Genomic DNA, 26,403 nt, shown 5'->3' with positions numbered 1-26,403 from the left:
CTTTTTGGCTGCGGGCGCCTATTTAAATGTCTTGACCGTGCGCCGCACGGCGATGCGTTTTCTTCATTCGTGTGTAGATTTGACTTTCTGTTTCTCGACGCAGGCGCGGGGCTTGAAATGAAAAGGGGCTGTCGCCGAAGCGACAGCCCCTTTCGACAACTGCCGGAAAAAGTCTTAATGCACCGGCGCGTGGGTCTGCTCGACCGGCCGCGGCTGCGTCATCGCGCTCACCGCCGCGAACACGATGATATTCACCGCCAGCGCGAGGAACCCGATATTGACGTCCTTCAACGCGTCGGGCAGGAACGGCATCAACTGACCGACGCTCAGGTGCATGGTCGTCGTCACGGCCACCACCGCCACGCCCGCCAGAATCCCGCAAAACGCGCCCTGTTTGGTCGCGCGGTTATGCGGACGCAGGCTGCAGATCACCGCAGGGAAGAGCTGGGTCACGAAGCTGTAACCCATGAGCAGCAACGCCACGATGGTTTCGCCGCCTTGCAGCGTGAAGCCGACCGCCACCAGCGCCACGACCGGCACGAGCACACGCGCGAGCGTCGCCACCGTGGCGTCCGACGCGTTGCGGTTCACCATGCCGCGATACACGTCGTTGGCGAGCAGCGTGGACGCGGAGGTGAGGATCATCGAGCCGGGCACCAGCGCGGTCAGAATCCCGGCTGCGCCGATCACGCCGACGAACCACGGGTCGAAGGTCTGCAACGACAGGCGGAACAACGACAGGTCGATGTCCCCGCCCTTCAGACCCGGCACCTTCAGCGTCGCCGCAAAGCCCACGAAGAACACGAACAGCAGAATCAGCTGGTACAGCGGCAGGACCATCGCGTTACGGCGGAAGATGCGTTCGTCCTTCGCGGTGAAGATCGAACCGAACGTATGCGGCCACATGAAGAAGCCGAGCGCTGTGAGCAGCACCGTCGACTGGAACCACGTCACGCTCGAACCCTTGGCCGGGAAGGTCAGGAAGCCGGGGCGCGCGGCGTCGATCGCGTGGAACATCTCGCCGAAGCCGCCGTAATAGTGCAGCGGCAAATAGATGCCGAGGAACAGCACGATCGCCAGAATCAGCAGATCCTTCACCACCGAATTCCACGCCGAACCGCGCACGCCCGAAACGATCACATAAGCGGTCACGACGCACGCGCCGATCCACACGGCCGCCGTCGACGAAATCGCGCCGTACGAGGCCGTTGCAACGATAATGCCGAGCCCCTTCAGTTGCAGCACGAGGTAGGGAATCAGCGCAGCGACGCCGACCAATGCGACCAGCGTGCCGAGCGCCGGGCTTTCGTATTTGCGCGTGAAGAAGTGCGGTTGCGAGACGAGCCGGTGTTTTTTCGCATAACGCCAGATGGGCGGCAGCATCCAGTACGAAAGGATGTACGCGAGCGTGCCGTAGGCCAGAATGTAATAGACCGGCGCGCCCTTGCCATAAGCAAAGCCACTGCCGCCGAGGAAGGTGAAGGTCGTATAGATTTCCCCTGCCATCAGCAGGAACACGAAGGCGGTGCCGAAGCTGCGGCCGCCCACGGTCCATTGTTCGAGACTCATGTCGTGGCCGCGCTTGGCGCGCACGCCCAGGTAAAGCGCAAACAGCGTAATCGCCGCAATGATGATGAGTGCGCTCATGAGCTAGCCTCCTCGCCATCCACGGCGAGCTGACGGTTGGAGGGGTCCAGACGGTAGACGATCGCCATGATGATCGAACTGAGCACCACCCACATGACGATCCAGGCCAGCACGAATGGCATGCCGAGCATCAGCGGCTCGACACGATTCACAAACGGGACGCCGAGCAGAATGCCGATGAACGGCAGCGCGGCGAGTACACGAAGCAACATGGGGGCAACTCCTCGAACTGGTAAGTACGTCTCGTTGAAAGTGCGGCTTCGCTGGGGACTGTATGCCGGATGCTTTGGTCGCGTAAAGCAGGTCAAAAAAGTGTAGGCTTTCTGAAAGTTGCGGGCGCACCTTCATGGGTTCCGGTTGCTGCGTTGCAAGGCGGCAGGCGCGGCGCGGCGCGGCACACGCTCAGGCGCCAGGCTTTTTTACGATTCTGGTTGGCGCGCCGCGATATGATCTCGCCACGCAACGCAAGCGTCATCGGAATCGCCGGAGAGACTCCGGTTTCATCAACATGGCGCGGCGCGCCGGGTACACAGTCGAGCTACCCGAGCCGCCGCTCGACACGGAAACGCATATGGTCGAAAGTCTGATCCCGGACATTCTGTTTGGCTTTACCGGGCTGATCAGCATCATCAATCCGATCGGCATTGCTTTCGTCTTCCTCGACCGGACTGCTTCGTTGAGCACGGAAGAGCGCACGTTGCTGGCCCGCAAGATCGCCATCAACGTGGTGTGTGTGCTGCTGGTGGCGTTCTTCATCGGAACGCCGATCCTGCATTTCTTCGGCATCTCCATGCAGGCGCTGCGCATTGGTGGCGGCCTCGCCGTCGCCGTGGGCGGCTGGCAGATGCTCAACGCGCCCGACACGCAACCAGGCGAGCAGCCGGCAGTCAAACGGGTGGACGCGGACAACGCAATGTCGAAGGCGTTTTTCCCCTTTACCATTCCGTTGACCACCGGGCCGGGCTCGATCGCCACCGCCATTGCGCTAACCGCGAACCGCACGCATAAGCTCTCGGAGTTCGTGATTTCGAGCATTGCGTCGGTCGTGATCTCGCTCGCGGTGGCCGTCACGGTGTATCTGGTCTATAGCCGCGCGGTGATTTTCGCCAAGTATCTCGGCGTGGAAGGCACCAAGGTCGCCATGCGTGTATCTTCCTTTTTGCTGCTGTGCATCGGCGTGCAGATCATGCTGACCGGCTTCTCCGAATTCCTGATTCCGATTGCGACCCTGCAGCCGGTGGTCAAATAGACGCATCCCCGGCGGCCTGCTGTTCCATCCGGCACCGGGGGCGCTCACGCACCCGACAGGAGAACACTCCATGTGCCGTTGGCTCGCCTATACGGGCAACCCGCTTCAACTGGAAACGGTGCTGTTCAACGCCAAACATTCCTTGATCGACCAGAGCCTGCATTCGCGGCTTGGCTACACCACGACCAATGGCGACGGCTTCGGCATCGGCTGGTACGGCGATCCGACGGATATTCCGTTTCGCTACCGCTGCATCCAGCCGGCGTGGAGCGATCGCAATCTGCGCGAAGCCGCGCGGGCGATCCGCGCACCGCTGTTCGTCGCGCATGTGCGTTCGGCAACCGATACGCCTTCGCAGGAAACCAACTGTCATCCATTCCGACACGGCCGGTGGCTCTTCGCACACAATGGCCTGATCCGCAACTATCCGGCCGTGCGCCGCGATCTGATGGTGAAGATCGACCCCGATCTGTTTCCGTCAATCGAAGGTTCGACCGATTCCGAGGTGATGTTTTTCCTCGCGCTGACCTTCGGTCTGGAACTGGCGCCGGTCACCGCGCTAGAGCGGATGGTGGCCTTCGTCGAGCAAACCGGCCGCGAGCACGGCGTGGATGAACCGCTGAACATGACGGTGTGCGTCACCGACGGCGAGCAGATCGTAGCGGTGCGCTATTCGAGCGAAAGGCAGTCACGCTCGCTTTTTCACAGCACCTCGTTCCGTCATCTGCACGAGCTGTATCCGGACGATCCGCGCATTGCGGCGGTCGGCGCGAATGCGTTTCTGGTGTTGTCCGAACCGCTCGCGGACTTGCCGGGCTGGTGGGAAGAGATTCCCGAAAGCACGGTGGTGGTGGCGCGCGGCGGCCAGATCGAACAGTATCCGTTCAAGCCGCAAGCGGCGTGAGCGTCGAGGAGCCGACCATGACACCTCAGATAGAAGCGTTTTACGATGCCACCACCGGCACTTTCACCTATGTCGTCTACGCGTCCGAAGGCTCGGCGTGCGCGGTGATCGATCCGGTGCTCGACTACGATCCGAAGTCGGGCGGCACGTCGACGGAGTCGGCGGAGCGCGTCGTCGCATTCGTCAACGCGCATGGGCTGCGTGTGCAGTGGCTGCTCGAAACGCACGCGCATGCCGATCACCTGTCGGCCGCGCAGTATCTGAAGGAAGCTCTGGGCGGCAAGATTGCCATTGGCGAGAGCATTCGGATCGTGCAGAGCACATTCCGGCGCATCTTCAATCTCGGCGAGGACGTGCCTGCCGACGGCCGCCAGTTCGACCATCTGTTCCAGCCGGGCGAGACGTTCAACATCGGCGAGTTGAGCGGGGAGGCGTTGCATGTGCCGGGCCATACGCCGGCGGACATGGCGTACCGGATCGGCGATGCCGTGTTCGTGGGCGACACGCTGTTCATGCCGGACGTCGGCTCGGCGCGCTGCGACTTTCCCGGCGGCGATGCCCATACACTGTACGAGTCCGTGCGCAGGCTGCTCGCGCTGCCGCCTGACACGCGGCTGTGCATGTGTCACGACTATCCGCCGCCGTCACGCGGGCCGCAATGGCAGACCACGGTGGCTGCACAGCGGCACGGCAATATTCATTTGCACGACGGCGTGAGCGCGGCGGAGTTCGTGGCGATGCGCACCGCACGCGATCGCACGCTCGGCATGCCGACGCTCATTCTGCCGGCCATCCAGGTCAATATCCGCGCGGGCAGGTTGCCGGAGCCGGAAGACAACGGCGTGCGCTACCTGAAGATTCCACTGAACGCGTTTTGAGCCGCGTGGGCGCCGGCGTTACCGCGTGAGCAGCATCGCACTGAGTACGGAGAACACCGTCGCGGGCAGTTCGGCAAGGCGGCTCACCACCACGTTGTGCGGATAGAAGTCCTCGACCGCGTCGGTCAGCACGCCGATTCCGACCAGTTCGATACCGCGCTTGCCGATGGCCGCGACGCGCTCGCGCAAATCGCTGCGCAACACCCGCGGATCGCCGTCGCCGGTGGACGGGTAGCCATCGGAAAACACCATCAGAATGCGCCGTTCGGCCTGGTGATCGGCAAGCCGTGTCGCGGCCCAGGCCAGCGCCTCGCCGTCCGGATTCTCGTGCCCGCAGTCGATGGCGGCGATCCCGCTCATATCGGTCGCGCCGAAGCGTTTATAGACTTTCAGATCGAGCCGTTCGACGAAACGGTTATAGCGCCGTAGGTCCGCGCCGGTTGCACGCTGCCGCTCATAGAGCTGCTTCATCGGCGCGGATTCGACCGAACAATAGCCGAGTACTTCGCAGTCGAACGATAACTGCGTCAGTGCATCGCACAAGGCGGCCGCGCACTGGCGCGCGAGTTCGATCTTGCGCCCGGCCATCGAACCGCTGCGGTCGATCAGCAGCGTCACGGCCACGTCGCGTCCTTTGGCGGGCCGCTGCGTGCGAAACGGCGTGCGGTAGCCGGGCGAGGTCGCGAGCTTCGCCAATGCGGTGCGATCGATCTCGCCGCGCTCCTGCTCGCGGCGCCAGCGCGTGCGTTCGTCGGCGCTCAGCGCGCGTTCGAGCTTTTCCTTGAGCGGCGCGGTGTCCGCGCGCGCTTGCGTGCGTAGTTCGCGCCACGCGGCGCTGTCGCCCTGGCCCGTGAGATCGCGGATATCGTCGAATTCGGTGGCGAGCGGAATCGACAGCCGGGCTCGTGACGCGTCCGCTATCGAGCCGGCTGCTTCGCCTTCGGAACGCTCGGAGGGCTGCTGCGCGTCCGCGAGCGATTGACCCATGCCGACCGCGTTGTCCGCCTGCGCGCCACTGCTTCTATCGGACGGCGGCGAGGTCGCGCTGTTCTGATCGGGCCGCGTGGTTTCGTCATCGTCGCGCGGTGCGGACGACGACGCGGCCGTTTCCGTATCGATGTCTTCGAGCGGATCCGCGGTGAACGCCATGCTGTTCGCCTCGCCTGCCGACAGCGCGCGCACGCGCGCCACGAGCGCCTGCGCCGCAGCGATGCTCTGCGCGGTCGAACGGCTCGCGCGCGCCTCATCGAGCAAGTCCTGCGCGGCATGCAAGGCGGCGAGCAGCGACTGGCTCGCTTCGTTCCGCGTGGGCGGCTCGTCCCACAACGCACGCTCCACCAGCCAGACCAGCCGGTCGCGCCAATGCAGCTTTGGCCAGCGTTGCCGCACGCGCTCGGCGGCATGCAGGCGCAACTTGCCGATGAACCAGCGCGCGCCCGGATATTCGTCGAGCAATTGCCCGCACACGCGGCGGTATTCGACAACTTGCGCGAGAGTCGCGGCGATGCCCGCGGGCAGCGCGTCGAGTTGCGCGAGCGACGCATGCTTGGCGCGCGCGACCAGCAGGTCGAGATAGCCGATCAGCACATCGCGCTCGACCTCGCCATTCAACTCGTAGTCGGGAATCACGATCCGGCCGGGCTCGACGCGCGGACCGTCCGGACTGAACGCGACCGTCACGCCGTACTGCCCGGTCAGCACGCGGGCGACCTTGCTGAGTGTGGATTCGAATGCGAAGCCGCGCGTGTCGCGCGGATTGCGCGTGGCGTGCATGGTGTTCAAGCGTCGGTGGCCGGCGCGATGTGATGACGGATGATGCCGCGAATCAACGCGGCGTCTTCCGGGCTCACCTTCGCATAAATTGCCGGGCCGGCTGCGCGTTCGGGGTCGCCCGTGCGCAGCATCAGTTCGGCCCAGTCGAGCAGTCGCCGGGTGGAGAACGCACTCGACAGGTCTTCGCGGGCGAACGCCGCGCGGCAGTCGGCGGCGATCGCGGCAAGCGTGGTGGCGAGCGCGCGCGTCATGTGCGGGGCGAGCGTGGCCATCAGCACATCGGCTTCTTCCGCGGGTGACAGATAGTCGAGTAGATAGACGCGCCAGCGATCCAGAAACGCCTCGTTCATCAGATTGGCGCCCTGATACAGATGCCGGAACTGACTCATTGCGCCGACCGCATTCGCCGTGGCGAACAGCCGGAAGCCCGGATGTGGCGCGACGATCTCGTTGCCTTTCTCCTTCAGCACGAGGCGGCCGTGCGGTTCGAGCACGGCGGTGAGGGCGGCGAGAATGGACGGCTCGGCAAAATCGATTTCGTCGACGATCAGCCAGAGCCCTTCGCGCATGGCCGTGGGCAGCACGCCGTCCACCCAGATCGTCTCACCGCCCTTGACCGTCCAGAAACCGACAAAGTCGCCGACGGTGGTCTGCCCGTTCATATTGGAGCGCAACACGCCATGATGCGAACGCGCCGCGACCTGTTCGATCAGGCTGGTCTTGCCCGCGCCGGTATGGCCGATCAGCATCACGCGCCGGTTCTCGACGATGTCCTCGACAATGTCGTTAAAGCGCTCGGAGAACAGATAGGCCGGGTTCAGGCGCGGCACGAGCGGATTGCCCACGCCGCAGCGCACATCCACATGACCGATGCGCACGGTCTCGCCGTTACCTTCCACCTGCCGATGTTTTGCCGCCGCGGTCTGTGCCGCGGCGCGCTGCAATTCCGGCATAAAGGCGACGCGCCCGGCCGCGGATTGCTCGCTTGCGGCATTGTCCGTGTCGATCGCGAAGCCTTCGCGGCGCCATTTCTTGAGCTTCGCGCGCAGATTTTCCGCATCGACAACGAGATCGATATCGACCGCGCCAGGCTCGCCGCCGTTGTCCACGCCATGTTCGAGGCGATAGGTTTCCGGCCGGTCTGCCACACTGACGCGCCACCATTCCGCGCCGTCTTCCGTTGCGCGTTGGTAGAGGCCAAGATTTTCGTCTTCGGTCAGTTCGGGCGCGTTCATGGCAAAGGTTGAATAGTCAATGACGAATAGTGCGTTGCGATTTGGCTGACGCCGAATGACCGACTATCTTATCTTGAGCGGCTTTCGAACTGCCAATTGCATTCCGGGCTGGCCGGCAGTTTCGAAACATTCGCAGTCCGCTTTGCCCCACATCGCGAAAGAACAAATCGAAGGCAGAACAATGAGACTACATACAAAACTCATGGCTGCGCTGGCCGTGGCAAGTCCGCTGGCATATGGCCAAACGAGTGTGACGCTATATGGCCGCCTCGACGCGGGCCTCGAATATCTGAATCACATCAACAACGGCGCGGGCGGCAGTTCAAGCCGCTGGAGCGCGGAAGGAGGCGATTGGGGCACCAGTATGCTCGGCCTCAAAGGCAATGAAGGCCTGGGCGGCGGCCTGAATGCGATCTTCAACCTCGAAACCGGCTTGCAGGTCATGAACGGTACGACAAGCGGCGGGCGGCTCTGGTCACGGCGCGCGTTCGCGGGTTTGAAGAGCGAACAGTGGGGCACGTTGCAGGCCGGCCGTAATCTGTTTATCGACAGCGACGGCGTGTGGGAATTCGACCCGTTCGTGCAGCAGGCGTTTTCGTCGGCCTCGCTCGTGCGCGGGCGCAACTGGCAGCAGACGAGCAACAACGTCGAGTATCACAGCCCGGTGTTCTGGGGTTTCGACGTGCAGGCGCAATATGCGTTCGGCAACCAGCCAGGCGCGTTCAATAGCGGCGCGGTGGGCGAGTTCGGCCGCTCGGACGGCATCATGCTGACGTACCACTCGCCGCTCTTCGACGTGCGCGGCATCTACGACGAACTGCGTGACGTCAACGGCCACTTCAGCAACATCTTCCAGGCGTCGCGCGAATATTTCGTGGGCGCGAACGTGCGCCTCGACTCGCTGAAACTGCAGGGCGCCTACACGCATTACTCAGCGCCCGATTCGCCGGCCGGCGTGGCGGACACCGCGGACCACTACTGGCTCGGCGCCACTTACACCTTCCAGCCGCGCTGGGCCGTGACGGCGGGGGGATTCTACGTGAAGGTCGGCGACGGATCGGGCGACGCCGCGCACGATCCGTCCGGCCACGCGATGATGTACGTGCTCGGCACCACCTACAACCTGTCGAAGCGCACCTTCCTGTACGGAACGGTGGGTTACGTGCATAACGGCAGCAACTCGAATTTTTCGCTCGAAGCTTCGCCTCGCGATGCGGTTGGCAACACGAGTCCGCTCGTCGGCGAATCGCAAACCGGCGCTTATGTCGGGATGCTGCATCAGTTCTGAGGTCTGTCTGCTTGCGCCGCGTCAGGCGGCGGCTTCGGTCACGAGGGTGGATTTGCGCAGCCGCACCGGGATCGACTTGGAAGCCGGCACCTGACTCGTTTTCGCATGATGCGAGAGCGGAATCAAGCGGTTGCATTCCGGGTAATAGCCCATGATGCAGCCACGCGGAATGTCGAAAGCATGGACGTACATGCCGTCGATCTCGCGCGAGATGCCGTCGTTCGAGTCGGTGGAGATACATACCGATTCCCCTTCCGCAAAGCCGAGCCGTGTCATGTCGTCCTGATGCATGAGCAACACCTCACGGCTGCCTTGCACGCCGCGGAAGCGGTCGTCGAGACCGTACACGGTCGTGTTGAACTGGCTGTCGCCGCGGGTCGTCATCAGGCGCAGCACGTCGGGGCCGCGCGACGGCATATCCGCGTCTTCGTCGAGCGTATCGGGCACGATGAAGTTGGCCTTGCCGTTTTCCGTGTTCCATTTGCGCTCGCACGCCGCAAGAGGCCGATGAAACCCGCCTGGCTGCCTGAAGCGCTGATTGAAGCCCTTGAACTGATCCGGATAGGTACGCTCGATCGCCTCGCGCACCAGTGCATAGTCATCTACCCACGCATCCCAGTCGAGCTTCGGATTGCGCGGCAACAGCGCCTTGGCGAGGCCCGCGACAATCGCCGGCTCGGACAGCAACATGTCGCCGGCCGGCTCGGCCATTCCATGCGAACCGTGTACGCAGGCCGTGCTGTCTTCCACGCTGACCCATTGCTCGCCGCTCGCCTGGCGGTCGATCTCGATGCGCCCGAGACACGGCAGCAGATAGGCGACCTCGCCATGCAACAGATGGCTGCGATTCAGTTTGGTGGCGATCTGCACCGTGAGCCGCAGCCGTTGCCAGGCGGGGTCCATGACATGATGATCGGGAATCGCGACCTGGAAATTGCCCCCTAAGCCGAGAAAGGCTTTGACCTTGCCGTCGAGCACGCCGCGACAGGCTTCGACGGTGCTCATGCCTTTGTCGCGCGGCGGCTCGAAGCCATACAGGTCCTTCAGTGTGTCGAGCGGCGCGAGTTCAGGCTTCTCCGTGATGCCGACCGTGCGCTGTCCCTGCACGTTCGAGTGGCCGCGAATCGGACAGATGCCGGCGCCGGGCCGGCCGATATTGCCGCGTAAAAGCAGCAAGTTCGACAACATCTGCACGTTATGCACGCCGTTGCGGTGTTGCGTGATGCCCATGCCGTATAAGACCATCGACGCATTCGCCTGCGCGTAAACACGCGCCACGCTTTCGAGCGCGGCGCGGCTGAGTTGCGAGCGCTGCTCGATCTCTTCCCATGAGGTCGCGCGCATGGCGTCGGCGAAGGCTTCGAAACCGAGTGTGTGTTCGGCAATGAACGCCGCGTCGAGAACGCGTGGCGCCGCGTTGCGTTGCGCGTCGTCGTCCCATTCGATCAGCAGCTTGCACAGTCCGGCAATTGCCGCCGCGTCGCCGCCGATCTTGACCTGATGGTATTGCGTGCTGATCTGCGTGTCGGCCGGGGTCAGCATGTCGAGCGGCGACTGCGGGTTCGCAAAACTAACCAGCCCGCGCTCCTTCAGTGGATTGAAGGTGATGATCTCCACGCCGCGTTTGCGCGCGTCCTGCAGTTGATGCAACATGCGCGGTGCGTTGGTGCCGGTGTTGTGGCCGAAGAACAGCATGCAGTCGGTGTGGGTGAAGTCTTCGAGCTGCACGGTCCCGACCGGCACGCCGATCGTTTTCGGCAAGCCGACCGAGGTGCTTTCGTGACACATGTTCGAGCTGTCGGGCAAGTTGTTGGTGCCGTAGAGCCGGGCAAGCAACGCATACATGTAGGACGTTTCCAGCGATGCGCGGCCGGATGCATAAAACACGGCCTCGTTCGGATGAATGGCTTGCAGTTCCCTCGCGATCTCGGCGAACGCGTGTTCCCAGGTGGTCTGCACGTAGCGGTCGCTTGCGGCATCCCAACGCATCGGCGCGGTCAACCGCCCGCGCGATTCGAGTTCGAGACTGCTCCATGCGCGCAGTTCGTTCAATGTATGCGTGGCGAAAAAGTCGGCTTCGACGCGTTTGCTGGTAATTTCCCACGCGGTCGCCTTCGCGCCGTTTTCGCAGAACTCGAACAGGTGCGGGTCCGCCGGCTTGGCCCATGAGCAGCTCACGCACGCGAATCCGTCGGCCTTGTTTTGTTGCGCCAGGATGCGACTCCCGTTCAGCGTGACATGTTCCTGAACGAGAATCGACGCGACCGCTTTCACCGAGCCCCAGCCGCCCGCCGCGTTGCGGTATTCCTTGATCGGCGCGCTGTCGGGCGTGGAATCCGCTGCCGTGTTGTCGGGTGCTGTTCCGGCGATCTCATCCGTACTCATGCTGGGCCTCCTCGGCGTAGGTGGCCGCTCCTCGACGACCGGCTCGCAGGAGGAGGTCCGCAATTACCGGACCAGTGAATTAACTTGTGCTTACAACGATCTTCCGAGGCTGGAAGAAGGTGGTGGCGACCGGCGGCGGTTTGACTGGCGGATCGCCTTCGGGCGCACGTGTCGGATCGTTCGGCGGCACATCGTCGGGCGGCGGCGACGGGTCGGGATCGCTGGTGGGGAGCGGGACATCGGGATCCACCGCGGGTGGCGTCGGCGTATGCAGATGCAAGGTCGGTCTGCGTCGTGTGCTGAACAGAATCATTGTTATCTCCATGATGGTGCGCCTGATTTTCGCAAACCGCCGTTTGCAATCCGCATGCCACTCGCCCGGGTTCCCGAAATTTACGGCGCTGATCGTGTGGAACGGCTATTGCTCGGTCAAGGCATGCGCGCGGTGCTCAGCGGCGACTCGCGCCGACATATCACAGCGAACACGACGCACTGAAGTGCAGGGATAAGGGAAAGACAAATGGCGCGACATAAGGCCGACGTGGCTGACGACGACTTCGAGATTTACGCCAGCTATCACGGAACAGGCGATGGCCGTTACGTAGGTGGACTGAAGGTCGTCAGAAAGGCGGACAGAAAAATCCTGTTTCCATTCGACGGCGCGCCGGAGATCGGGCCATACGCGACCGCCGACGAGGCGCGGCGCGCCGCGATCGACTATGGCCGGGAGATTGTCGCCGCGGATCGCGCGGCTCCTGAAAAGTGACGGGGGCGGCGTGAGCGCGCCGTCTGCAGGCCGCAACGGCTCAGGGCATGCCGCCGAGTGACGGAGAAATCGTGCTGCCCCGACCGGAGTCGTCGGGAGATTCGTCGGGCACCGTCGGTCGGGCGGATAACGGCGGATGGGTGCGATAGCAACTATCGATCGAAGTATCGGCAAGGCAGCGCTGGAATGCGTCCGCGTCATTCTTTTGGCCGAATGTGTAAAGGGTTCGCTCGACTTGCACTTCCGTTTCGGACAGGCGAATGGTCGTCATCGTCATGAGGATCTCCTTTTTACAAATGGTGGTCCGGACCTCCACTTGAAACGCCGCAACCGGCGTGCCCACCGTGGTTCGAGTGCGCTTTCCGCTCACTCGGCCAAGAGGGACCGGATGTTGCTGCAATGAGGACATACCCGACATTAACAGGAGGGCGTCATGCAGGACAGCAAACCCCAGGAGAGCTCCGCCGAACACAGCGCCGAGGCGGTGAAACAGCGTAACAAGCCGAGCGGCACGCACTATGTCGAGCCCAGCCCGCTGGGCATCGAGCCCGTCGAGCAGACCGGCGTGGACAAGCAGACCAATCCGCCGCGCTCCAGCGACAGCCCCGCGCAAACCGCCGAGGTGCCCTTGGGCACAGGCTCCCATGCCGAGCCGCCGGGAGGGGGCGGACGCGAGTCGCAGCGCAAGAACTGACGCGCCACGTGCTGCTTCGGCACGCGGTGGTGTCGTACATGCAAATCCCACCACGGGAGGATTCACTTCATATGTTTGAAAAATTCGTTCACCGACACGGTCACGCGCGCAAAGCGGCTCAAAGACTCGCCCGCGCGCAGGCGGGCGCGCTTTATGCGGCCCTGAAAAGATCGCCGGGGCCACCGCGCGCGCCCGACTCCGGGCAATATCGTGAGCATCGGGGCGCAGAGGAGCATGCCATGCACAACGATTCGCTGCATGGATTCGATGCGGCTCAAACGGAGTACGAAGCCTTCATGCTGAAGCCGCATGATTGGGTGCCGAATAACCGCAAGCTGCCGGTCGTGATCTACCGGCGTGCGCTCATGCCGGACAGCGGCGACCTCGGTGCCGCATTCGAAATCCTGTTCGAACGCAACGCATGGCCGACGCAATGGCGCGATGGCATCTTCGACTACCATCATTTCCACGATTCCGCGCACGAAATTCTGGGCGTGACGGACGGGTCCGCGCGGGTGATCGTAGGCGGACCGGGTGGCACGGTAGTGACGCTATCCGCCGGCGACGCGATCCTGCTGCCGGCCGGCACCGGCCATTGCCTGCAATCGTTCGCGCGGCACTTCCGGGTGGTGGCCGGTTATCCCGAGGGCCAGCAATGGGATATCCGCCGCGAGGCGCTCACGCCGGACGAACTGGCGGCCATGGAGGCGTTGCCTTTTCCGTCGCTGGATCCGATTGACGGCAAACACGGTCCGCTGGTGGAGCATTGGCTGCATGCAGCCTGAGGCGGTCGCTTCTTTTTTGACTCGTAGCCGCGACGATCCGAACGATTCTATAGCGCAAGCCCTCTGAAAGATAATCCGCTGCTTCCTTCCAACAGCAACCCTGTACATGCGGCACGTCACGCTCCGTGCAGGTTTGCGCGCATTGGCGCATCATCGTCGAGTCTCGCAGCGGTTCCTCATGCGTTCTGCCACATCAACACGGTTCGCCGGGTTCGCCGACGCAAGCAGTGCGTCCCGGTCGTCTCTTTCACGCCGAACAAGGAGTGTCCCATGCAAAACGATCCCGCCCTCGATCAGCTGTGTATCAACACGATTCGCACGCTGTCGATGGACGCTGTGCAAAAGGCCAATTCCGGTCACCCCGGCACGCCCATGGCATTGGCACCCGTTGCCTATCACCTGTGGCAAAACCATCTGCGTTACGACCCGGACGAGCCGCTGTGGCCGAATCGCGATCGCTTCGTGCTCTCGGTCGGGCATGCATCGATGCTGCTGTATTCGCTGTTGCACCTCGCGAACGTCAAGGCCGTGGATGACGACGGCAAGCCTGCTAACGGACCCGCTGTGTCGCTCGACGATATCGAGCATTTCCGTCAATTGGGCAGCAAGACGCCGGGCCACCCGGAATACCGGATGACGACCGGCGTCGAGACCACCACCGGCCCGCTCGGGCAAGGGCTCGGCAACAGCGTCGGCATGGCGATGGCGGCACGCTGGTACGAGAGCCACTTCAACCAACCGGATGCGCCGCTGTTCGACTATCGGGTCTACGCGCTGTGTGGCGACGGCGACATGATGGAAGGCATCTCGCACGAGGCGGCTTCGCTCGCGGGACATCTCAAGCTGTCCAATCTGATCTGGATCTATGACAGCAACCGCGTCACGATCGAGGGCCATACGGACCTCGCCTATAGCGACGACGTGGAGAGCCGCTTTCGCGGCTACAACTGGCACACGCTGCATGTGAACGACGCGAACGACGCCGCCGCGCTCGATGCAGCGTTCGTCGAGGCGAAAAGCATCACCGACAGGCCGACCCTGATCGTGGTGCACAGCATGATCGGCTGGGGCGCGCCGCATAAGCAGGACACTTCGGCGGCGCACGGCGAACCGCTCGGCGTCGAGGAAGTGGCGCTCGCCAAAAAGGCGTACGGCTGGCCCGAGGATAAATTTTTCTACGTGCCGGACGGTGTGCACGAACGCTTCACTGCGGGCTTCGGCGCGCGTGGCAAGGCGGCGCGCGAGGACTGGCAGGCAAAGTACGACGCTTACAACAAGAAGCACCCGGAACTGGCGCGTGAATTCGCGCAGATCGAAGCGCACGAATTGCCGGCAGGTTGGGACAGCGACATTCCCACGTTCGACGCGGACCCGAAGGGTATCGCTTCACGCGATTCGTCGGGCAAGGTGCTCAACGCGATTGCCGCGCGCGTTCCATGGATGATCGGCGGCGCGGCCGACCTCGCGCCTTCCACCAAAACCAATCTGAAGTTCGAGGGCGCGGGCAGCTTCGAACACGACAATTACGGCGGCTGCAACCTGCATTTCGGCATTCGCGAACACGCGATGGGCGCGGCGGTGAACGGCCTCGCGCTGTCGAATCTGCGGCCGTTCGGTTCGACCTTCCTGATTTTCAGCGACTATATGAAGCCGCCAATCCGCCTCTCGGCGATCATGGAAGTGCCGGCCATCTACGTGTTCACGCACGATTCGATCGGCGTGGGCGAAGATGGTCCGACGCATCAGCCGATCGAGCAGCTAGCGTCGCTGCGCGGCGTGCCGGGGCTGACCGTGCTGCGTCCGGGCGACGCCAACGAAGTGGCCGAGGCGTGGCGTGCAGCACTTGCGGATCCGCGGCGGCCTTCGTGCATCGTCGTGTCGCGTCAGCCGCTGCCCACGCTGGACCGCAGCCGCTATGCGGCTGCGAGCGGCACGCAGAGGGGCGCCTACGTGCTGGCCGATGCCGCCGACGGACAGAAGCCGCAAGTGATCCTGATGGCGACCGGCAGCGAACTCTCGGTTTGCGTCGACGTGTACGAGAAACTCAAGAGCGAGGGCATCACGGCGCGTGTCGTGTCGATGCCGTCGTGGGATATCTTCGAGCGTCAGGACGAGGCGTATCAGGATTCGGTGTTGCCACCGGACGTAGACGCGCGCGTGGCGGTCGAACAGGCGGCCTCGCTGGGCTGGGATCGCTATGTGGGGCGTCTCGGCGCGCAGGTGGTGATGCATACGTTCGGCGCTTCCGCGCCGCTTGCCGAGCTGAAGAAGAAGTTCGGCTTCACGCCGGAGCATGTGTACGAAGCGGCGAAGCAGCAGATCGAGCGGGTGAAGTCCAAGCGCAGCCAGGAGTAGCGCGCGTGCGGCGTGCGCGACAGACACCGGCGGAGTGAGCCAGCTCACACCCGCCGGTTTTTCATTTGCAGCCTGGCTTCGCGCGCTGCCATCGCCGCGGCATCAAGTGCGACACCAATCGCGACATGAATCGCGACATGAATCGCGACACGAACCCGCACACCAGGCGCGGAATCAATTCGCCGGAATCGTCACCACCGGCGCTTTGCTGCTCGTGTCGGCTTCCGCCAGCGCCATCAGATTTTGCACCACCGTGAAGGCGTATTTCGAATCGAAGTCGTTGCGATCGACCCAATACGTGGACGGGCCATACGCGATCATCACATACGCGTTGTCAGGCGGCGTCTTACCCGAATGCACGATGATGGTCGGCCGCGTCTCGCCGCCGATCAGCCCCACGGTCGGTTTGGTCGAGCCGTCGCTGATGCGTTCGACGGGCACCTGCACCTGGGCGCCGAGATCGGTCAGGATGCCGAGCACGGAGCGCGTCACCATCGGAATCTTGTCGCCCTTCTGCGAGGCCGACGAGGGGCCGTAGACGATTTCATACGTGCGTGTATTCGACGACAGATGCAGCAGCTTGCGCACGCGCGCCAGATCGGCCGCCGTGGCCGGCGACTCGCCGCTGGTGGTCGCGCCCATGACCAGATATACGCCCATCGCGCCGTTCTTGCCGTCCGCCTGGCGTGACTCGACGTTCAACTCGCCCGCCAGTTGCAGGCGCCGCAGCGCTTGCAGCAATTCGAAGAACCCCGGCGCGCCCGCGCTGTTCTCGCCGCCGAGCGCATTGCCGTTCTGCAAGCCGCCCACCGACTGCGCGGTGATGCGCAACAGCAGATCGATCGGAATGCCGCCTTCGGCGAGCGGCAATACCAGCGACGGCGCGAGCGGCCGGATATACGCGGAGGCAAATGCTTCGCCGGTGGTCGGCGTGAAGGTGAAGGTCGGATGATTCGAGTAGGACACGCTGCCCGTAGCAAGCGCGTAGTTCGGCTGGCTGCCCGAGCCGACGTTGGCGGTGGCGCCGCCCGTCGCGTCGAACGTATAGGCCGCGATGATGCTGCTGACAGTTAGGAACGCGGGTGCGTCGCCGTAGCGGAGACCGACCACGGCGGCGAGAATCTCGCGTTTCTTTGCGTCGCCGAGGGCGCGCGCATAGTCGACCTGGTCGGCTTTCAGGCGGGACGGTCCGATGTGTACGCAGGCTGAAGTGAGGCAGGCCGCGCACAATGCCGCGGCGACAGAAGCGGTTCTGATCATAACGGCGAGGAGGGCGGAACACTATCCGCTGAAGAATGGGCCCGCAACGGCGGTAGCAGGACCTATTCCCGTATGGCGGCGGAAGGCCGCCGATCGCCATTTCGTCTTATGAATCAGCGGTGTATTCGCCCGGATAGAGCGAAAGCGGCGGTGCGCAGGAATTGCTATTGCGTTGCAATATTTGCAGAAGCCCGTGCCTGATTACGCACGGTTCAAACCACCTGACGGGCGCATTACACGGAATCGTCTACTGTGTTCTCGGTCAGGTCCGCCGACCTTTCGCCGGCAATGTCCAGCGTGCTGCGATAAGCGCGCGATTGCATTTCGGCAAGACGGCTCAACGTGCGTGACAGATCATGTGCCCCTTCCAGGCCGTTGAGCGCCGCCACGATCGGCTCATCGGATGCGATGAACAGGGCGCGCTTGCGGTCGTAGAAGATATCGACCAGCCAGACCAGCCGTTGCAGCGTGTGGGGGTGAGTCAGCGATTCGGTGCGCAGATTGTCGAGAATCAGACCGTGCCATTGCTCGGCAAGCTCCAGGTAGTCGAGATGCGAACGGTTCGCCACGCACAGATTCTCGAAGTCTGCCCATAGCAAAGCCGCGCCCGCTGCGCGCGCGGCGAGCGGCCTGCCGGCCGCGCTCAACGTGACCGGACTCGACGCCGCGCTGCCTTCGTAGTGCACGAAAATGCGGCGCAGCGCTTCGTGGGTGGCGGGATCGAGCGGTGCAAAGAAACGCGGAACGTCCGCTTCTTCTCCACCGAAACGATAGTCGCGCGCGCCGTCGAAATGAATCACGGTGAAGCAGCGTTTGATCTGCTCGATGGTCGGCAGAAAACGCTCGTGAAACTCCGGGTCGGCGAGCAGGGCGTCCGGCGCGTAGTTCGAGGTGAGTACGATGCGGGTGCCGAGGCCGATTGCGGTATCGAGAAAGCGGCCCATCAGAAACGCGTCGGCGATATCGTGCACGTGGAATTCGTCGAAACACAGCAGCTCGCTACCATCGAGCCATTGTCGCGAGACCGAGCCGAGCCGGTCGTCGCCGCGTGGCTCGTTCACGAGCCGCCGGTTCATCTCACGCAGAAATTCGTGGAAATGCAGACGCCGCTTTCGGCCGTTCGCCAGTTCAAACACGGTATCGACCACCAGACTCTTGCCGCGCCCCGGCAATCCGTAGCAGTACACGCCTTGATGGTTCGGTGCGGCGCCAGATGATCTCGCGGCCCGGCCGTTAGCGCCGAGCAGGGAGGCGAGCGCTGCGATCGCTTGACGCTGGCTCGTATCGGGCACGATGCCGTGCGCGGCCAGCGTGCGCGTGACCTGAGCTTCGTCAAACATGGGCAAGCGTGCCGGTGTGCAGCGAGTGGCTGCAAAAGCGTACAGCGGCGAATGGCGGAGCGAGGTGCGCGAGCATAAAGGGGCGGGTGGCGGAAATCGCGTCAGTTTAACAAGCCGCGCGTACCGCTCATACCCGCTGCCGGCTCAGTACCCGTTGCAATTCCCGTGGATCGACCGGTTTGGTGAAGTGATGGTCGAAGCCCGCCTCCACGGCGGTTTGCTTGTCTTGCTGCTGCCCCCAACCCGTGACGGCGATCAGCAGAATGCCGGCGTCCTCATGATCGCGGCGAATCCGCCGCGCCACTTCATAGCCGTTCAGTCGCGGCAAGCCGATATCCAGAATCACCGCCTGCGGGTCAAAGGCGTCGATCAGTTCGAGACCGGCAATGCCGTCGCCGGCGGTGCGCACTTCGTGACCTTCAAGTTGGAGCACCATTGCGAGGCTCTCGGCGGCGTCCGCGTTGTCGTCGACGACCAGCACGCGCAGGCCGGCCGTATGCGGCGCCTCGGGCGGCGCGCTGTCGGCGGGCAGCGCGGCGGCTTTCGTCAGCGGCAGCCGGATCACGAACTCGCTGCCGGTGCCGGGGCCGTCGCTGAAGGCCGCGACCGTGCCGCCATGCAGTTCCGCGAGGCCGCGCACCAGCGCGAGTCCAATGCCGAGCCCGCCTTGCGAGCGGTCCAAAGCCGGCGCGAGTTGCGAGAACATTTCGAACACGCTGTCCAGATGCTCGCGTGGAATGCCGATACCGGAATCGCGCACGACGATCACCGCTTCGTCGCCTTCACGCTCCGCCGCGAGCGAGATGCTGCCGCCAGGCGGCGTGTACTTGGCCGCGTTGTTCAGCAGATTCAGGATCATCTGCGAGAGGCGGGTGGGATCGGCGATCAGATAAAGCGGCTCGCGGGGCAGCGTCACGCTCAAATGATGGGATGAGGCCTGCACGGTCGGCCGCGCCGCTTCCATGGCCGATTGCATCGCGCGCGCCAGTTCGAGCCGTTGCTTGCGCAACTCGAGCTTGCCTTGGGTGATGCGCGAGACTTCCAGCAGGTCGTCGACCAGATGCGTCATGTGTTGCAGTTGCCGGTCGAAAACGTCGCGCGACCAGTTCAATTGCGGATCGGCGAACTCCTTCAAACGCAAAATCTCAAGCACGTTGCGCATGGGCGCAAGCGGATTGCGCAGTTCATGCGCGAGCGTGGCGAGGAATTCATCCTTGCGGCGATCGGCTTTGGAGAGTTCGAGATTCAGCCGCGTGAGCTGATGTTCCGCGCGCCGGCGCTCGGTAATGTCGCGATTGATGCTGACCGCGCCGTAGATGTCGCCACGCGCGTTCGCGAGCGGCTTGACCACGGTTTCGCAGACGCCGCGCGAACCGTCGCGCCGCACGAAGGGCAACTCGCCGCGCCACGTGCCTTCGGCGGCCAGCGCCGCTAGCGTTTCCCGGCGAATGTTCAAGGCATCTTCCGGCGGCAGAAAGAGCGCGACCGGCTTGCCGAGAATCTCGCGCATGCGATAACCGAGCATGCGCTCGCCGCCCACGTTAAAGTCGGTGATATTGCCGCGCAGATCGGTGATCACGATCGCGTCGCTCAGGTGCTCGAAGATCGCGGCCTGGCGCAGCAACACGGTCTGCGCTTCCTTGCGTTCGGTAATGTCGATGCCGAGGCCGTAGATCATCAGCGGCTCGCCGTGCCGGTCGTAGGCGGCGCGCCCGCGCCCTTCCATCCAGCACCAGTCGCCGCTCGCATGCAGGAAGCGGAATTCGGCGACGTAATCGTCGCCGGCTTCCACCGCATGGTCCACCGCCTCGTTCAGCGCGAGCAGATCGCCTGGATGAATCAGTTCGAAAAAGCCGCCGGGCGTGTTGGCAAAACGTCCTTCGGCGTAGCCCGCGAGCGCTTCCAGTTCGCGGCTCCACCAGAACTTGCCGGACTTCGGCTCGTGCGACCACGCGCCCATGCGCGCGCCGCGCATGGCGAGACTCAGCACGTCGCGGCTTTCCTGCAACTCTTTTTGCGCGAGCTGATGCGCGGCCACGGAGGCCTCGGCATTGCGCCGTGCGAGCAGCAACTCCTGCTCGTACTTATGGCGATCGGCGACGATCAGCACGGCCACTTCGAGGTAAGTCAGCTCGCCATGACGGCGGCGCACCGCGTTGAGCAGCATCGGCAGCATGTGGCCGTCGCGATGCATCATGTTCAGCTTGACCTCGGCCACCGAACCCTGCATTTGCAGGAGCGGCGCCCAATGCGTCTGATAGAACACCTTGCCGCCCGTGCTCAACAGATCCTGGATCTGTCGCGCGCCGGCAAGCTCGTGGGCCTCGTAGCCGAGCCAGCCGCAGAAGGTCGCGTTGACGCGCAGGATGCGGCCATTGTGGTCGGTGACGAGCAGGCCGCAGGCGGCGTGCTCGAACAACGCATCGCCGGAGGGCAGCGGGTAGTCCGTGCTTTGCATCGCGTTACAGGCTCATCGGCCCGAGAAAGGCGCGCATGGCAGCCGCGCTCGCCTGAGGCGAACTCAGGTGCGGACAATGGCCGATGTTTTCGATCAGCTGCAGCGAACTGCCGGGCAGCATGCGGTGCATGTATTCGCCGACCTCGCGCGGCGCGATGATGTCGTCGCTACATTGCAGAATCAGCGTGGGCGTGACGGCGCGCGGCAGGATGTCGCGATGGTCGGAGAGAAAGGTCACGCGCGCGAATTGCCGCGCTATCTCGGGATCCGCGCGGCAGAAGCTGTTGGTCAGTTCGACGCCGAGTTCCGGCTGCTCCGGCGCGCCCATGATGGCCGGCGCCACGGTACTCGACCAGCCGAGGTAGTTGCTCTCCAGCGTGCGCAGCAGGTCCTCGATATCTTCGCGAGAGAAGCCGCCCACGTAGTCGCCGTCGTTCACATAGCAGGGCGACGGGCTGACCATGATATGCGCGCGGAAGAGTTGCGGCGCCTGCAGGCTCGCGATGAGGCCGATCATTGCGCTCACGGAGTGGCCGACGAACACCACCGGAGCCTCGGCGACTTCGCGGATGATCTCGATCAGGTCGCTCGCGTATCCGTGCAGTGAGTCGTATTTGTCGATGTCGTACGCGGCGAGGTCGGACGAGCCACTGCCGACGTGGTCGAACAGCACGATCCGGTACTCGTCATGAAACGACGGCGCGAGATAGCGCCACATGCTCTGATCGCACCCGAAGCCGTGCGCCATCACCATGGTTCGTGTGCCGCGGCCGGAAATCTGTATGTTGTTGCGCTGGGTGATGCTCATGGTCTGTTCCCGAAGCCTGCCGGATGAAAGCGGCGATCACGCCAGGCGCGCCTCAGCCGGTATTCAGCAGAATGTTACCCGAGTCTTGCCCGAGCGTTGCCCGAGTGTTGCCGCGAAGCCGTGTATCGGTGTTGTCAGGCGTGGGCGGCATGTGGGACTCGGAGCGGGAGGTCTTGCGTCTGACGCTGCGACCAACGTTTGGTTCCGGCGCGCATGTGATCCGCGAGCGGTCAATCCCGTATGATGCAATTGGCATTGGCATTGGCATTGGCATCGGCATCGGCATCGGCATCGGCACGACAAAAAGTGGCGGGCAGACGCACGCCGCAGGCTTTCCATTCGCGTGTCCGTCAACCGGTCTCGATTTTCGGCTGCGGCGCCTCAGGTGACTCGGTTCCGAATCGTTCGTATTGCGAAATCACCTGTGCGCCGAATAGCAATAGTGTTGCGAGCCACTCCAGGCTGAACAGGATCACGATCGCCATGGTCAGCGATCCATATACCACGCTGACTTGCGAGAGCGTGGCGAAATACCAGACCAGCACATGCCGGGTGATCTCCCACAGCGCGGCGGCCACTATGCCGCCGAACAGCGCGTGTTTGAGCGAAGGGCGTCCGACAGGCATCACCATATAGATCGAAGTCAGCACGAAAATCTCGCCCGCGAGGCCGAGCAGATACAGCACGACGCGAGAGAGTCCTTGCAATGAAACGTGCAACCCGAACAAATCGATGCCTTCGGCGCCGATCGCCTCGAGACCGCTCGACACGAAGGTGACGATCAGCAAGCCCACGCCGAGAAACAGGATGTAGCAATACGGCAGCATGGCCGAGAGCAGGAAGTGCCGTCGCCGTACCACCACGCGGTGAACGAAAATCAGCGACATGGCGTTCTCCAGAACGGTGAAGGCGAGCGAGCTGAAGAAGATCATGGTGAGCAGCAGCACCCAGCCGATCACCGCCCGATGCGCGAGAAAATTGGCCAGTTCGCGCACCAGCGCATTCGACTGGCCCGGCACCAGCCATTGCAACAGATGCGCGAGCGCCGCCAGCAAAACATGTTGCGGCACGACGCGCGACAGGGCGATCACGATCAGGATCATCAATGGCACGATCGACAGCAACGCGTAATACGCGACTGCGCCGGCGAGCAGCAAACCCTGGTTTGCACGAAACGCTTTCAAGGTTTGCAGCAGGAAAGTACCGGGATGTTTTGCCACATACAACGCGTGATCGTCGATGATGGTTTGCATGGGACCTCTCAGCGCGCGTTGCGAACTCTGCGGGCATGCAGACTTTGTCGACGCGCTTGCCTTGTCACTTAAGCAAGTATGCGGCCATACTGGATAACGCTGTCGTTCGGATGCGCCGGCCCGGCAAAGTGCGCCGGGAATGCAGTTTGCTTGGCGGCTGTGGCGACGTTGCATTAACCTGCTTCAGGATCCCACTTGAACCTAGCCTCTGACCACGCGGACAGCGCCGACCTGGTGGTTGCGCGGCCCGAGGGACTGTACTGTCCACCCGGCGATTTTTATATCGACCCGTGGCGCCCTGTCGAACGCGCCGTGATCACGCATGCGCATTCCGATCACGCGCGCTTCGGGCATCGCCAATATCTTGCTTCGCGAGCCGGGGCGAACGTGCTGATGTCGCGTTTGCCCGGCATTTCGCTGCAAACCCTGGCTTATGGCGAGCGTCTCGATCTCAACGGCACAACCGTCTCGCTGCATCCCGCCGGGCACGTGCTGGGCTCGGCGCAAGTGCGGATCGAATACCGAGGGCGCGTTTGGGTCGCATCGGGCGACTACAAGCTCGACCCCGACCCGACCTGCGACGCTTTTGAACCGGTACGGTGCGACACCTTCATTACCGAGTCGACCTTCGGGCTGCCGATCTATCGATGGGACGCGCCGCAAACCGTATTCGATGGCATCGATTCGTGGTGGCGTCACAACGCTGCCGAAGGACGCGCGTCGGTCCTGTTCTGCTATTCGTTCGGCAAGGCGCAGCGCGTGCTGGCGAGCGTCGACGCGGGCATTGGTCCGATCTTCTGTCACGGCGCGGTCGAGCCGCTCAATCGCGCGTATCGGCAAGCCGGGGTCAGCTTGCCGCCGGTGCGTCTAGTCAGTGAGATACCGGTCAAGGACAAGGCCGTGTTCCGGCAAGCGTTGATCGTTGCGCCGCCGTCCGCGCAGGGCAGCGCGTGGCTCAAGCGCTTCGGCGACTACAGCGACGCGTTCGCTTCGGGATGGATGCGGTTGCGAGGCGCGCGCCGCAGGCGTGGTGTCGACCGCGGTTTCGTACTGTCGGACCACGCGGATTGGCCCAGCCTGCAAACGGCTATTCAGGCGACTGGCGCCGCACGCGTAATCGTGACCCACGGGTCCGTCGAGCCGATGGTGCGCTGGTTGCGCGAACAAGGCCTCGAAGCGGGCGCGTTTGAAACGCAATACGGCGACGACACGGTCGAAGCTGACGCCGCGGGTGCGGATGAAACAGCCGCTACGGGCAACATAAAACTTCCACTCGATCAGTCGGGCGAGCAGGACGAATCCGCCGATAACGCCGCCACGCTGGCTGATCCCGTCAACCCGGCGAGTAGCGCATGAAACGCTTCGCGGCCCTCTTTACCGCGCTCGACGCGACCACCTCGACGCACGACAAACTCGAGGCGCTTACCAGTTACTTTGCCGTGGCCGAGCCGGAAGATGCGGCGTGGGCATCGTATTTCCTCGCTGGCGGTAAGCCGCGCCAATCGGTGCCCACGCGTCTTCTGAGCGAGATCGCCCGCGAGCGCGCCGGTCTGCCGGCATGGTTATTCGAGGAGTCGTATCACGCCGTGGGCGATCTGGCGGAGACCATCGCGCATATTCTGCCGCCCGCGCAGCGCACCTCCGAACTGGGTCTCACGCAATGGATCGAGCAGCGCATTCTGACGTTGCGTGGGGCGGCGCCGGAAGAGTTGCGCACGCGTTTGCTCAGCTATTGGGACGAACTCGATTGGGGTGGCCGCTTTCTGCTGACGAAACTGATTGGCGGCGGGTTTCGCGTCGGCGTGGCGCGGCAACTGGTGGTGAGGGCGCTTGCGGAAGTGGCGGGCGTCGATCATAAGCGGATTGCGCAACGTATGGTCGGTTGGACCGACTCGCAACAGAAGCCCGACGCCGCGCGCTATCTGCGTTTGATCGCACCCGAAGCAACGGGTGACGATGCACAAGCCAGCGAGCCCCAGCATGACAGCGATCTCGGGCTGCCGTATCCGTTCTTCCTGGCCCATCCGTTGCAGGCTGAGCCGGCCACGCTTGGCGATCCCTCGCAATGGCAGATCGAATGGAAATGGGACGGGATTCGCGCGCAGCTCGTCAAACGCGGCGGACGCGTCTGGCTGTGGTCACGCGGCGAAGATCTGATCACGGACCGGTTCCCCGAAGTCGCGGCGCTAGGTGAGGCCTTGCCAGACGGCTTCGTGATCGACGGGGAGATCCTCGCGTGGGAACCGGGCGCAAGCGCGCCATTGCCATTCGCGCGCTTGCAACCCCGTATTGCCCGCAAAACGCTGACGAAAAAAATCCTCGCCGATTCGCCCGCCACGCTTCTTGCTTACGATCTGCTCGAAGCGCACGGCAGGGATTTGCGCATGACGCCGCTTGCCGCGCGGCGAGTCCAACTGGATGCGCTCTCAACCGCCGTGGAAGGCACGCTCGCGCGCGATCTGCTGCGCGTGTCGCCACTCGTACGCGCGCCTGATTGGCATGAACTCGCGGCGTTGCGTGACGAGAGCCGTGCGCGTGGCGTGGAAGGTCTGATGGTCAAGGAGCGCGAGTCGATGTACGGAGTGGGCCGGACCAAGGCGTCCGGCACATGGTGGAAATGGAAAATCGATCCTTATGCAGTAGATGCCGTGCTGGTTTACGCACAGCGCGGACATGGCCGCCGGGCCAGTCTCTACACCGATTTCACATTCGCGATATGGGACGAAGCGGACGGTGTACGCACGCTCGTACCGTTCGCCAAGGCGTATTCCGGACTGACTGACGAAGAAATGCGCCAGGTGGATGCGGTTGTGCGCAAGACCACGATCGAGAAATTCGGTCCTGTGCGCAGCGTGACGCCCACGCTTGTATTCGAAATTGGCTTCGAGGGCATTCAGGCGAGCCCGCGTCATAAATCCGGTGTGGCAGTGCGGTTTCCGCGCATGCTGCGCTGGCGCACCGACAAACATATCGACGACGCCGATACGCTCGCCATGCTTAAAGGCTTCATCGACGATCCCTCGGGATAAACCCGCTGAGTAGAAATCCCTAAAGCGTGCAAGTAGCCGCCGCCTCGTGCACGCGGCATGCGCGGCCCGCACAGCCGTCGTGCGTCTGATCGACGCACAGGCGTCATCTACCATGAAATTCGCGCTGTCTCCTGGTATTAAATCCATGAGCGGTGATTTATGGCGTGAGCTATGGTGGTGAAGTAAAGCGTATGCGGCGGCCGCCTGAGCGCCTCGCTACGCACACCGAAGCCTTCGTCGGGCGCACGATGGATTTTGTCCGTGCGTCGGGAGCGAATCTTGCGCGCGTGTTCCGA

The 26,403-nt window shown here is 63.4% G+C and carries 23 protein-coding genes; 11 read left to right on the top strand and 12 right to left on the bottom strand.

Annotated features, from left to right (window positions below):
- Window positions 1-174 precede the first annotated feature (174 nt).
- Together AC57B1_RS21400 and AC57B1_RS21395 are read right to left on the bottom strand one after the other, a co-directional pair.
- Window positions 175-1,647, bottom strand: coding sequence for a sodium:solute symporter family protein (locus tag AC57B1_RS21400; RefSeq protein ID WP_091808232.1), 1,473 nt, complete (start codon window positions 1,645-1,647; stop codon window positions 175-177).
- Window positions 1,644-1,859, bottom strand: a complete 216-nt coding sequence (locus AC57B1_RS21395; RefSeq protein WP_408346009.1) for a DUF3311 domain-containing protein — start codon at window positions 1,857-1,859, stop codon at window positions 1,644-1,646. Before AC57B1_RS21395 ends, AC57B1_RS21400 begins: the two co-directional genes overlap by 4 nt.
- A gap of 359 nt (window positions 1,860-2,218) precedes the next feature.
- Here AC57B1_RS21395 and AC57B1_RS21390 point away from each other — a divergent pair, with 359 nt between their 5' ends.
- The 3 genes from AC57B1_RS21390 to AC57B1_RS21380 all read left to right on the top strand — a co-directional run bounded on the left by AC57B1_RS21390 (window position 2,219) and on the right by AC57B1_RS21380 (window position 4,678).
- Entirely contained in the window at window positions 2,219-2,896 is a 678-nt protein-coding gene (locus tag AC57B1_RS21390) for a MarC family protein (protein WP_091809292.1), read from the top strand.
- 70 nt (window positions 2,897-2,966) lie between these two features.
- Window positions 2,967-3,800 carry a class II glutamine amidotransferase gene (locus AC57B1_RS21385; RefSeq protein WP_091808237.1) on the top strand — a complete coding sequence of 278 codons (834 nt, stop codon included), beginning with the start codon at window positions 2,967-2,969 and terminating at the stop codon, window positions 3,798-3,800.
- Window positions 3,801-3,817: 17 nt separating this feature from the next.
- Entirely contained in the window at window positions 3,818-4,678 is an 861-nt protein-coding gene (locus tag AC57B1_RS21380) for an MBL fold metallo-hydrolase (protein ID WP_496418575.1), read from the top strand.
- 18 nt (window positions 4,679-4,696) lie between these two features.
- Here the strand turns inward: AC57B1_RS21380 and AC57B1_RS21375 are convergent, their stop codons facing one another.
- Together AC57B1_RS21375 and AC57B1_RS21370 are read right to left on the bottom strand one after the other, a co-directional pair.
- Window positions 4,697-6,451, bottom strand: coding sequence for a cobaltochelatase CobT-related protein (locus tag AC57B1_RS21375; protein ID WP_496418840.1), 1,755 nt, complete (start codon window positions 6,449-6,451; stop codon window positions 4,697-4,699).
- Window positions 6,452-6,456: 5 nt separating this feature from the next.
- Window positions 6,457-7,686, bottom strand: a complete 1,230-nt coding sequence (locus AC57B1_RS21370; RefSeq protein ID WP_496418574.1) for an AAA family ATPase — start codon at window positions 7,684-7,686, stop codon at window positions 6,457-6,459.
- Between the two features lie 181 nt (window positions 7,687-7,867).
- Between AC57B1_RS21370 and AC57B1_RS21365 the strand changes: the two genes are divergently transcribed.
- On the top strand, window positions 7,868-8,974 hold the full coding sequence (locus tag AC57B1_RS21365; protein ID WP_494410813.1) for a porin: 1,107 nt from the start codon (window positions 7,868-7,870) through the stop codon (window positions 8,972-8,974).
- 21 nt (window positions 8,975-8,995) lie between these two features.
- On the opposite strand, the gene AC57B1_RS21360 is transcribed toward AC57B1_RS21365, so the two are convergent.
- Both AC57B1_RS21360 and AC57B1_RS21355 read right to left on the bottom strand, forming a co-directional pair.
- Window positions 8,996-11,359, bottom strand: coding sequence for an FdhF/YdeP family oxidoreductase (locus AC57B1_RS21360; RefSeq protein ID WP_408345993.1), 2,364 nt, complete (start codon window positions 11,357-11,359; stop codon window positions 8,996-8,998).
- Window positions 11,360-11,438: 79 nt separating this feature from the next.
- Entirely contained in the window at window positions 11,439-11,672 is a 234-nt protein-coding gene (locus tag AC57B1_RS21355) for a hypothetical protein (protein WP_408345990.1), read from the bottom strand.
- Between the two features lie 207 nt (window positions 11,673-11,879).
- On the opposite strand from AC57B1_RS21355, the gene AC57B1_RS21350 reads away from it, so the two are divergent.
- Window positions 11,880-12,125 (top strand): DUF6723 family protein, encoded by a 246-nt coding sequence (locus AC57B1_RS21350; RefSeq protein ID WP_091808250.1) that lies wholly within the window; start codon window positions 11,880-11,882, stop codon window positions 12,123-12,125.
- 40 nt (window positions 12,126-12,165) lie between these two features.
- Here AC57B1_RS21350 and AC57B1_RS21345 read toward each other — a convergent pair whose 3' ends face one another.
- Window positions 12,166-12,402, bottom strand: coding sequence for a hypothetical protein (locus AC57B1_RS21345; RefSeq protein ID WP_496418573.1), 237 nt, complete (start codon window positions 12,400-12,402; stop codon window positions 12,166-12,168).
- Between the two features lie 156 nt (window positions 12,403-12,558).
- Between AC57B1_RS21345 and AC57B1_RS21340 the strand changes: the two genes are divergently transcribed.
- From AC57B1_RS21340 to tkt, 3 genes are all read left to right on the top strand, one after another.
- Window positions 12,559-12,819, top strand: coding sequence for a hypothetical protein (locus tag AC57B1_RS21340; protein WP_496418572.1), 261 nt, complete (start codon window positions 12,559-12,561; stop codon window positions 12,817-12,819).
- A gap of 239 nt (window positions 12,820-13,058) precedes the next feature.
- Window positions 13,059-13,604 carry a cupin domain-containing protein gene (locus AC57B1_RS21335; protein ID WP_496418571.1) on the top strand — a complete coding sequence of 182 codons (546 nt, stop codon included), beginning with the start codon at window positions 13,059-13,061 and terminating at the stop codon, window positions 13,602-13,604.
- A gap of 270 nt (window positions 13,605-13,874) precedes the next feature.
- Complete coding sequence (gene tkt, locus AC57B1_RS21330) at window positions 13,875-15,959, top strand: transketolase (protein WP_496418570.1); 2,085 nt, start codon at window positions 13,875-13,877, stop codon at window positions 15,957-15,959.
- A gap of 174 nt (window positions 15,960-16,133) precedes the next feature.
- On the opposite strand, the gene AC57B1_RS21325 is transcribed toward tkt, so the two are convergent.
- The 4 genes from AC57B1_RS21325 to AC57B1_RS21310 form a co-directional block, all read right to left on the bottom strand.
- Window positions 16,134-17,219, bottom strand: a complete 1,086-nt coding sequence (locus tag AC57B1_RS21325; protein WP_091808258.1) for a hypothetical protein — start codon at window positions 17,217-17,219, stop codon at window positions 16,134-16,136.
- 233 nt (window positions 17,220-17,452) lie between these two features.
- Window positions 17,453-18,559: a cell division protein ZapE gene (gene zapE, locus AC57B1_RS21320; protein ID WP_496418569.1), complete on the bottom strand. Its 1,107-nt coding sequence runs from the start codon at window positions 18,557-18,559 to the stop codon at window positions 17,453-17,455.
- A gap of 127 nt (window positions 18,560-18,686) precedes the next feature.
- The gene (locus AC57B1_RS21315) at window positions 18,687-21,017 is read right to left on the bottom strand and encodes a PAS domain S-box protein (protein ID WP_408345974.1); all 2,331 of its coding nucleotides are present in this window, start codon (window positions 21,015-21,017) and stop codon (window positions 18,687-18,689) included.
- Window positions 21,018-21,021: 4 nt separating this feature from the next.
- Window positions 21,022-21,825: an alpha/beta fold hydrolase gene (locus tag AC57B1_RS21310; protein WP_091808265.1), complete on the bottom strand. Its 804-nt coding sequence runs from the start codon at window positions 21,823-21,825 to the stop codon at window positions 21,022-21,024.
- Window positions 21,826-21,998: 173 nt separating this feature from the next.
- Here AC57B1_RS21310 and AC57B1_RS21305 point away from each other — a divergent pair, with 173 nt between their 5' ends.
- Window positions 21,999-22,214 (top strand): hypothetical protein, encoded by a 216-nt coding sequence (locus tag AC57B1_RS21305; protein WP_496418568.1) that lies wholly within the window; start codon window positions 21,999-22,001, stop codon window positions 22,212-22,214.
- Here the strand turns inward: AC57B1_RS21305 and AC57B1_RS21300 are convergent.
- On the bottom strand, window positions 22,176-23,078 hold the full coding sequence (locus AC57B1_RS21300; protein WP_408183946.1) for a YihY/virulence factor BrkB family protein: 903 nt from the start codon (window positions 23,076-23,078) through the stop codon (window positions 22,176-22,178). The two genes, AC57B1_RS21305 and AC57B1_RS21300, sit on opposite strands and share 39 nt — an antisense overlap.
- Window positions 23,079-23,273: 195 nt before the next feature.
- Between AC57B1_RS21300 and AC57B1_RS21295 the strand changes: the two genes are divergently transcribed.
- Window positions 23,274-24,434, top strand: a complete 1,161-nt coding sequence (locus tag AC57B1_RS21295) for a ligase-associated DNA damage response exonuclease (protein WP_496418567.1) — start codon at window positions 23,274-23,276, stop codon at window positions 24,432-24,434.
- Complete coding sequence (locus AC57B1_RS21290) at window positions 24,431-26,107, top strand: ATP-dependent DNA ligase (protein WP_496418566.1); 1,677 nt, start codon at window positions 24,431-24,433, stop codon at window positions 26,105-26,107. Before AC57B1_RS21295 ends, AC57B1_RS21290 begins: the two co-directional genes overlap by 4 nt.
- Window positions 26,108-26,403: the final 296 nt, after the last annotated feature.

It is taken from the genome of Paraburkholderia sp. BGA-UO-ETr-F21, assembly GCF_059567925.1.
This window is presented reverse-complemented; position numbering and strand designations above follow the sequence as displayed.

Coding starts and splice junctions, on each gene's coding strand:
- AC57B1_RS21400 (WP_091808232.1), bottom strand. CDS start 1,647: ATGAGCGCACTCATCATCATTGCGGCGATTACGCTGTTTGCGCTTTAC.
- AC57B1_RS21395 (WP_408346009.1), bottom strand. CDS start 1,859: ATGTTGCTTCGTGTACTCGCCGCGCTGCCGTTCATCGGCATTCTGCTC.
- AC57B1_RS21390 (WP_091809292.1), top strand. CDS start 2,219: ATGGTCGAAAGTCTGATCCCGGACATTCTGTTTGGCTTTACCGGGCTG.
- AC57B1_RS21385 (WP_091808237.1), top strand. CDS start 2,967: ATGTGCCGTTGGCTCGCCTATACGGGCAACCCGCTTCAACTGGAAACG.
- AC57B1_RS21380 (WP_496418575.1), top strand. CDS start 3,818: ATGACACCTCAGATAGAAGCGTTTTACGATGCCACCACCGGCACTTTC.
- AC57B1_RS21375 (WP_496418840.1), bottom strand. CDS start 6,451: ATGCACGCCACGCGCAATCCGCGCGACACGCGCGGCTTCGCATTCGAA.
- AC57B1_RS21370 (WP_496418574.1), bottom strand. CDS start 7,686: ATGAACGCGCCCGAACTGACCGAAGACGAAAATCTTGGCCTCTACCAA.
- AC57B1_RS21365 (WP_494410813.1), top strand. CDS start 7,868: ATGAGACTACATACAAAACTCATGGCTGCGCTGGCCGTGGCAAGTCCG.
- AC57B1_RS21360 (WP_408345993.1), bottom strand. CDS start 11,359: ATGAGTACGGATGAGATCGCCGGAACAGCACCCGACAACACGGCAGCG.
- AC57B1_RS21355 (WP_408345990.1), bottom strand. CDS start 11,672: ATGATTCTGTTCAGCACACGACGCAGACCGACCTTGCATCTGCATACG.
- AC57B1_RS21350 (WP_091808250.1), top strand. CDS start 11,880: ATGGCGCGACATAAGGCCGACGTGGCTGACGACGACTTCGAGATTTAC.
- AC57B1_RS21345 (WP_496418573.1), bottom strand. CDS start 12,402: ATGACGATGACGACCATTCGCCTGTCCGAAACGGAAGTGCAAGTCGAG.
- AC57B1_RS21340 (WP_496418572.1), top strand. CDS start 12,559: ATGCAGGACAGCAAACCCCAGGAGAGCTCCGCCGAACACAGCGCCGAG.
- AC57B1_RS21335 (WP_496418571.1), top strand. CDS start 13,059: ATGCACAACGATTCGCTGCATGGATTCGATGCGGCTCAAACGGAGTAC.
- tkt (WP_496418570.1), top strand. CDS start 13,875: ATGCAAAACGATCCCGCCCTCGATCAGCTGTGTATCAACACGATTCGC.
- AC57B1_RS21325 (WP_091808258.1), bottom strand. CDS start 17,219: ATGATCAGAACCGCTTCTGTCGCCGCGGCATTGTGCGCGGCCTGCCTC.
- zapE (WP_496418569.1), bottom strand. CDS start 18,559: ATGTTTGACGAAGCTCAGGTCACGCGCACGCTGGCCGCGCACGGCATC.
- AC57B1_RS21315 (WP_408345974.1), bottom strand. CDS start 21,017: ATGCAAAGCACGGACTACCCGCTGCCCTCCGGCGATGCGTTGTTCGAG.
- AC57B1_RS21310 (WP_091808265.1), bottom strand. CDS start 21,825: ATGAGCATCACCCAGCGCAACAACATACAGATTTCCGGCCGCGGCACA.
- AC57B1_RS21300 (WP_408183946.1), bottom strand. CDS start 23,078: ATGCAAACCATCATCGACGATCACGCGTTGTATGTGGCAAAACATCCC.
- AC57B1_RS21290 (WP_496418566.1), top strand. CDS start 24,431: ATGAAACGCTTCGCGGCCCTCTTTACCGCGCTCGACGCGACCACCTCG.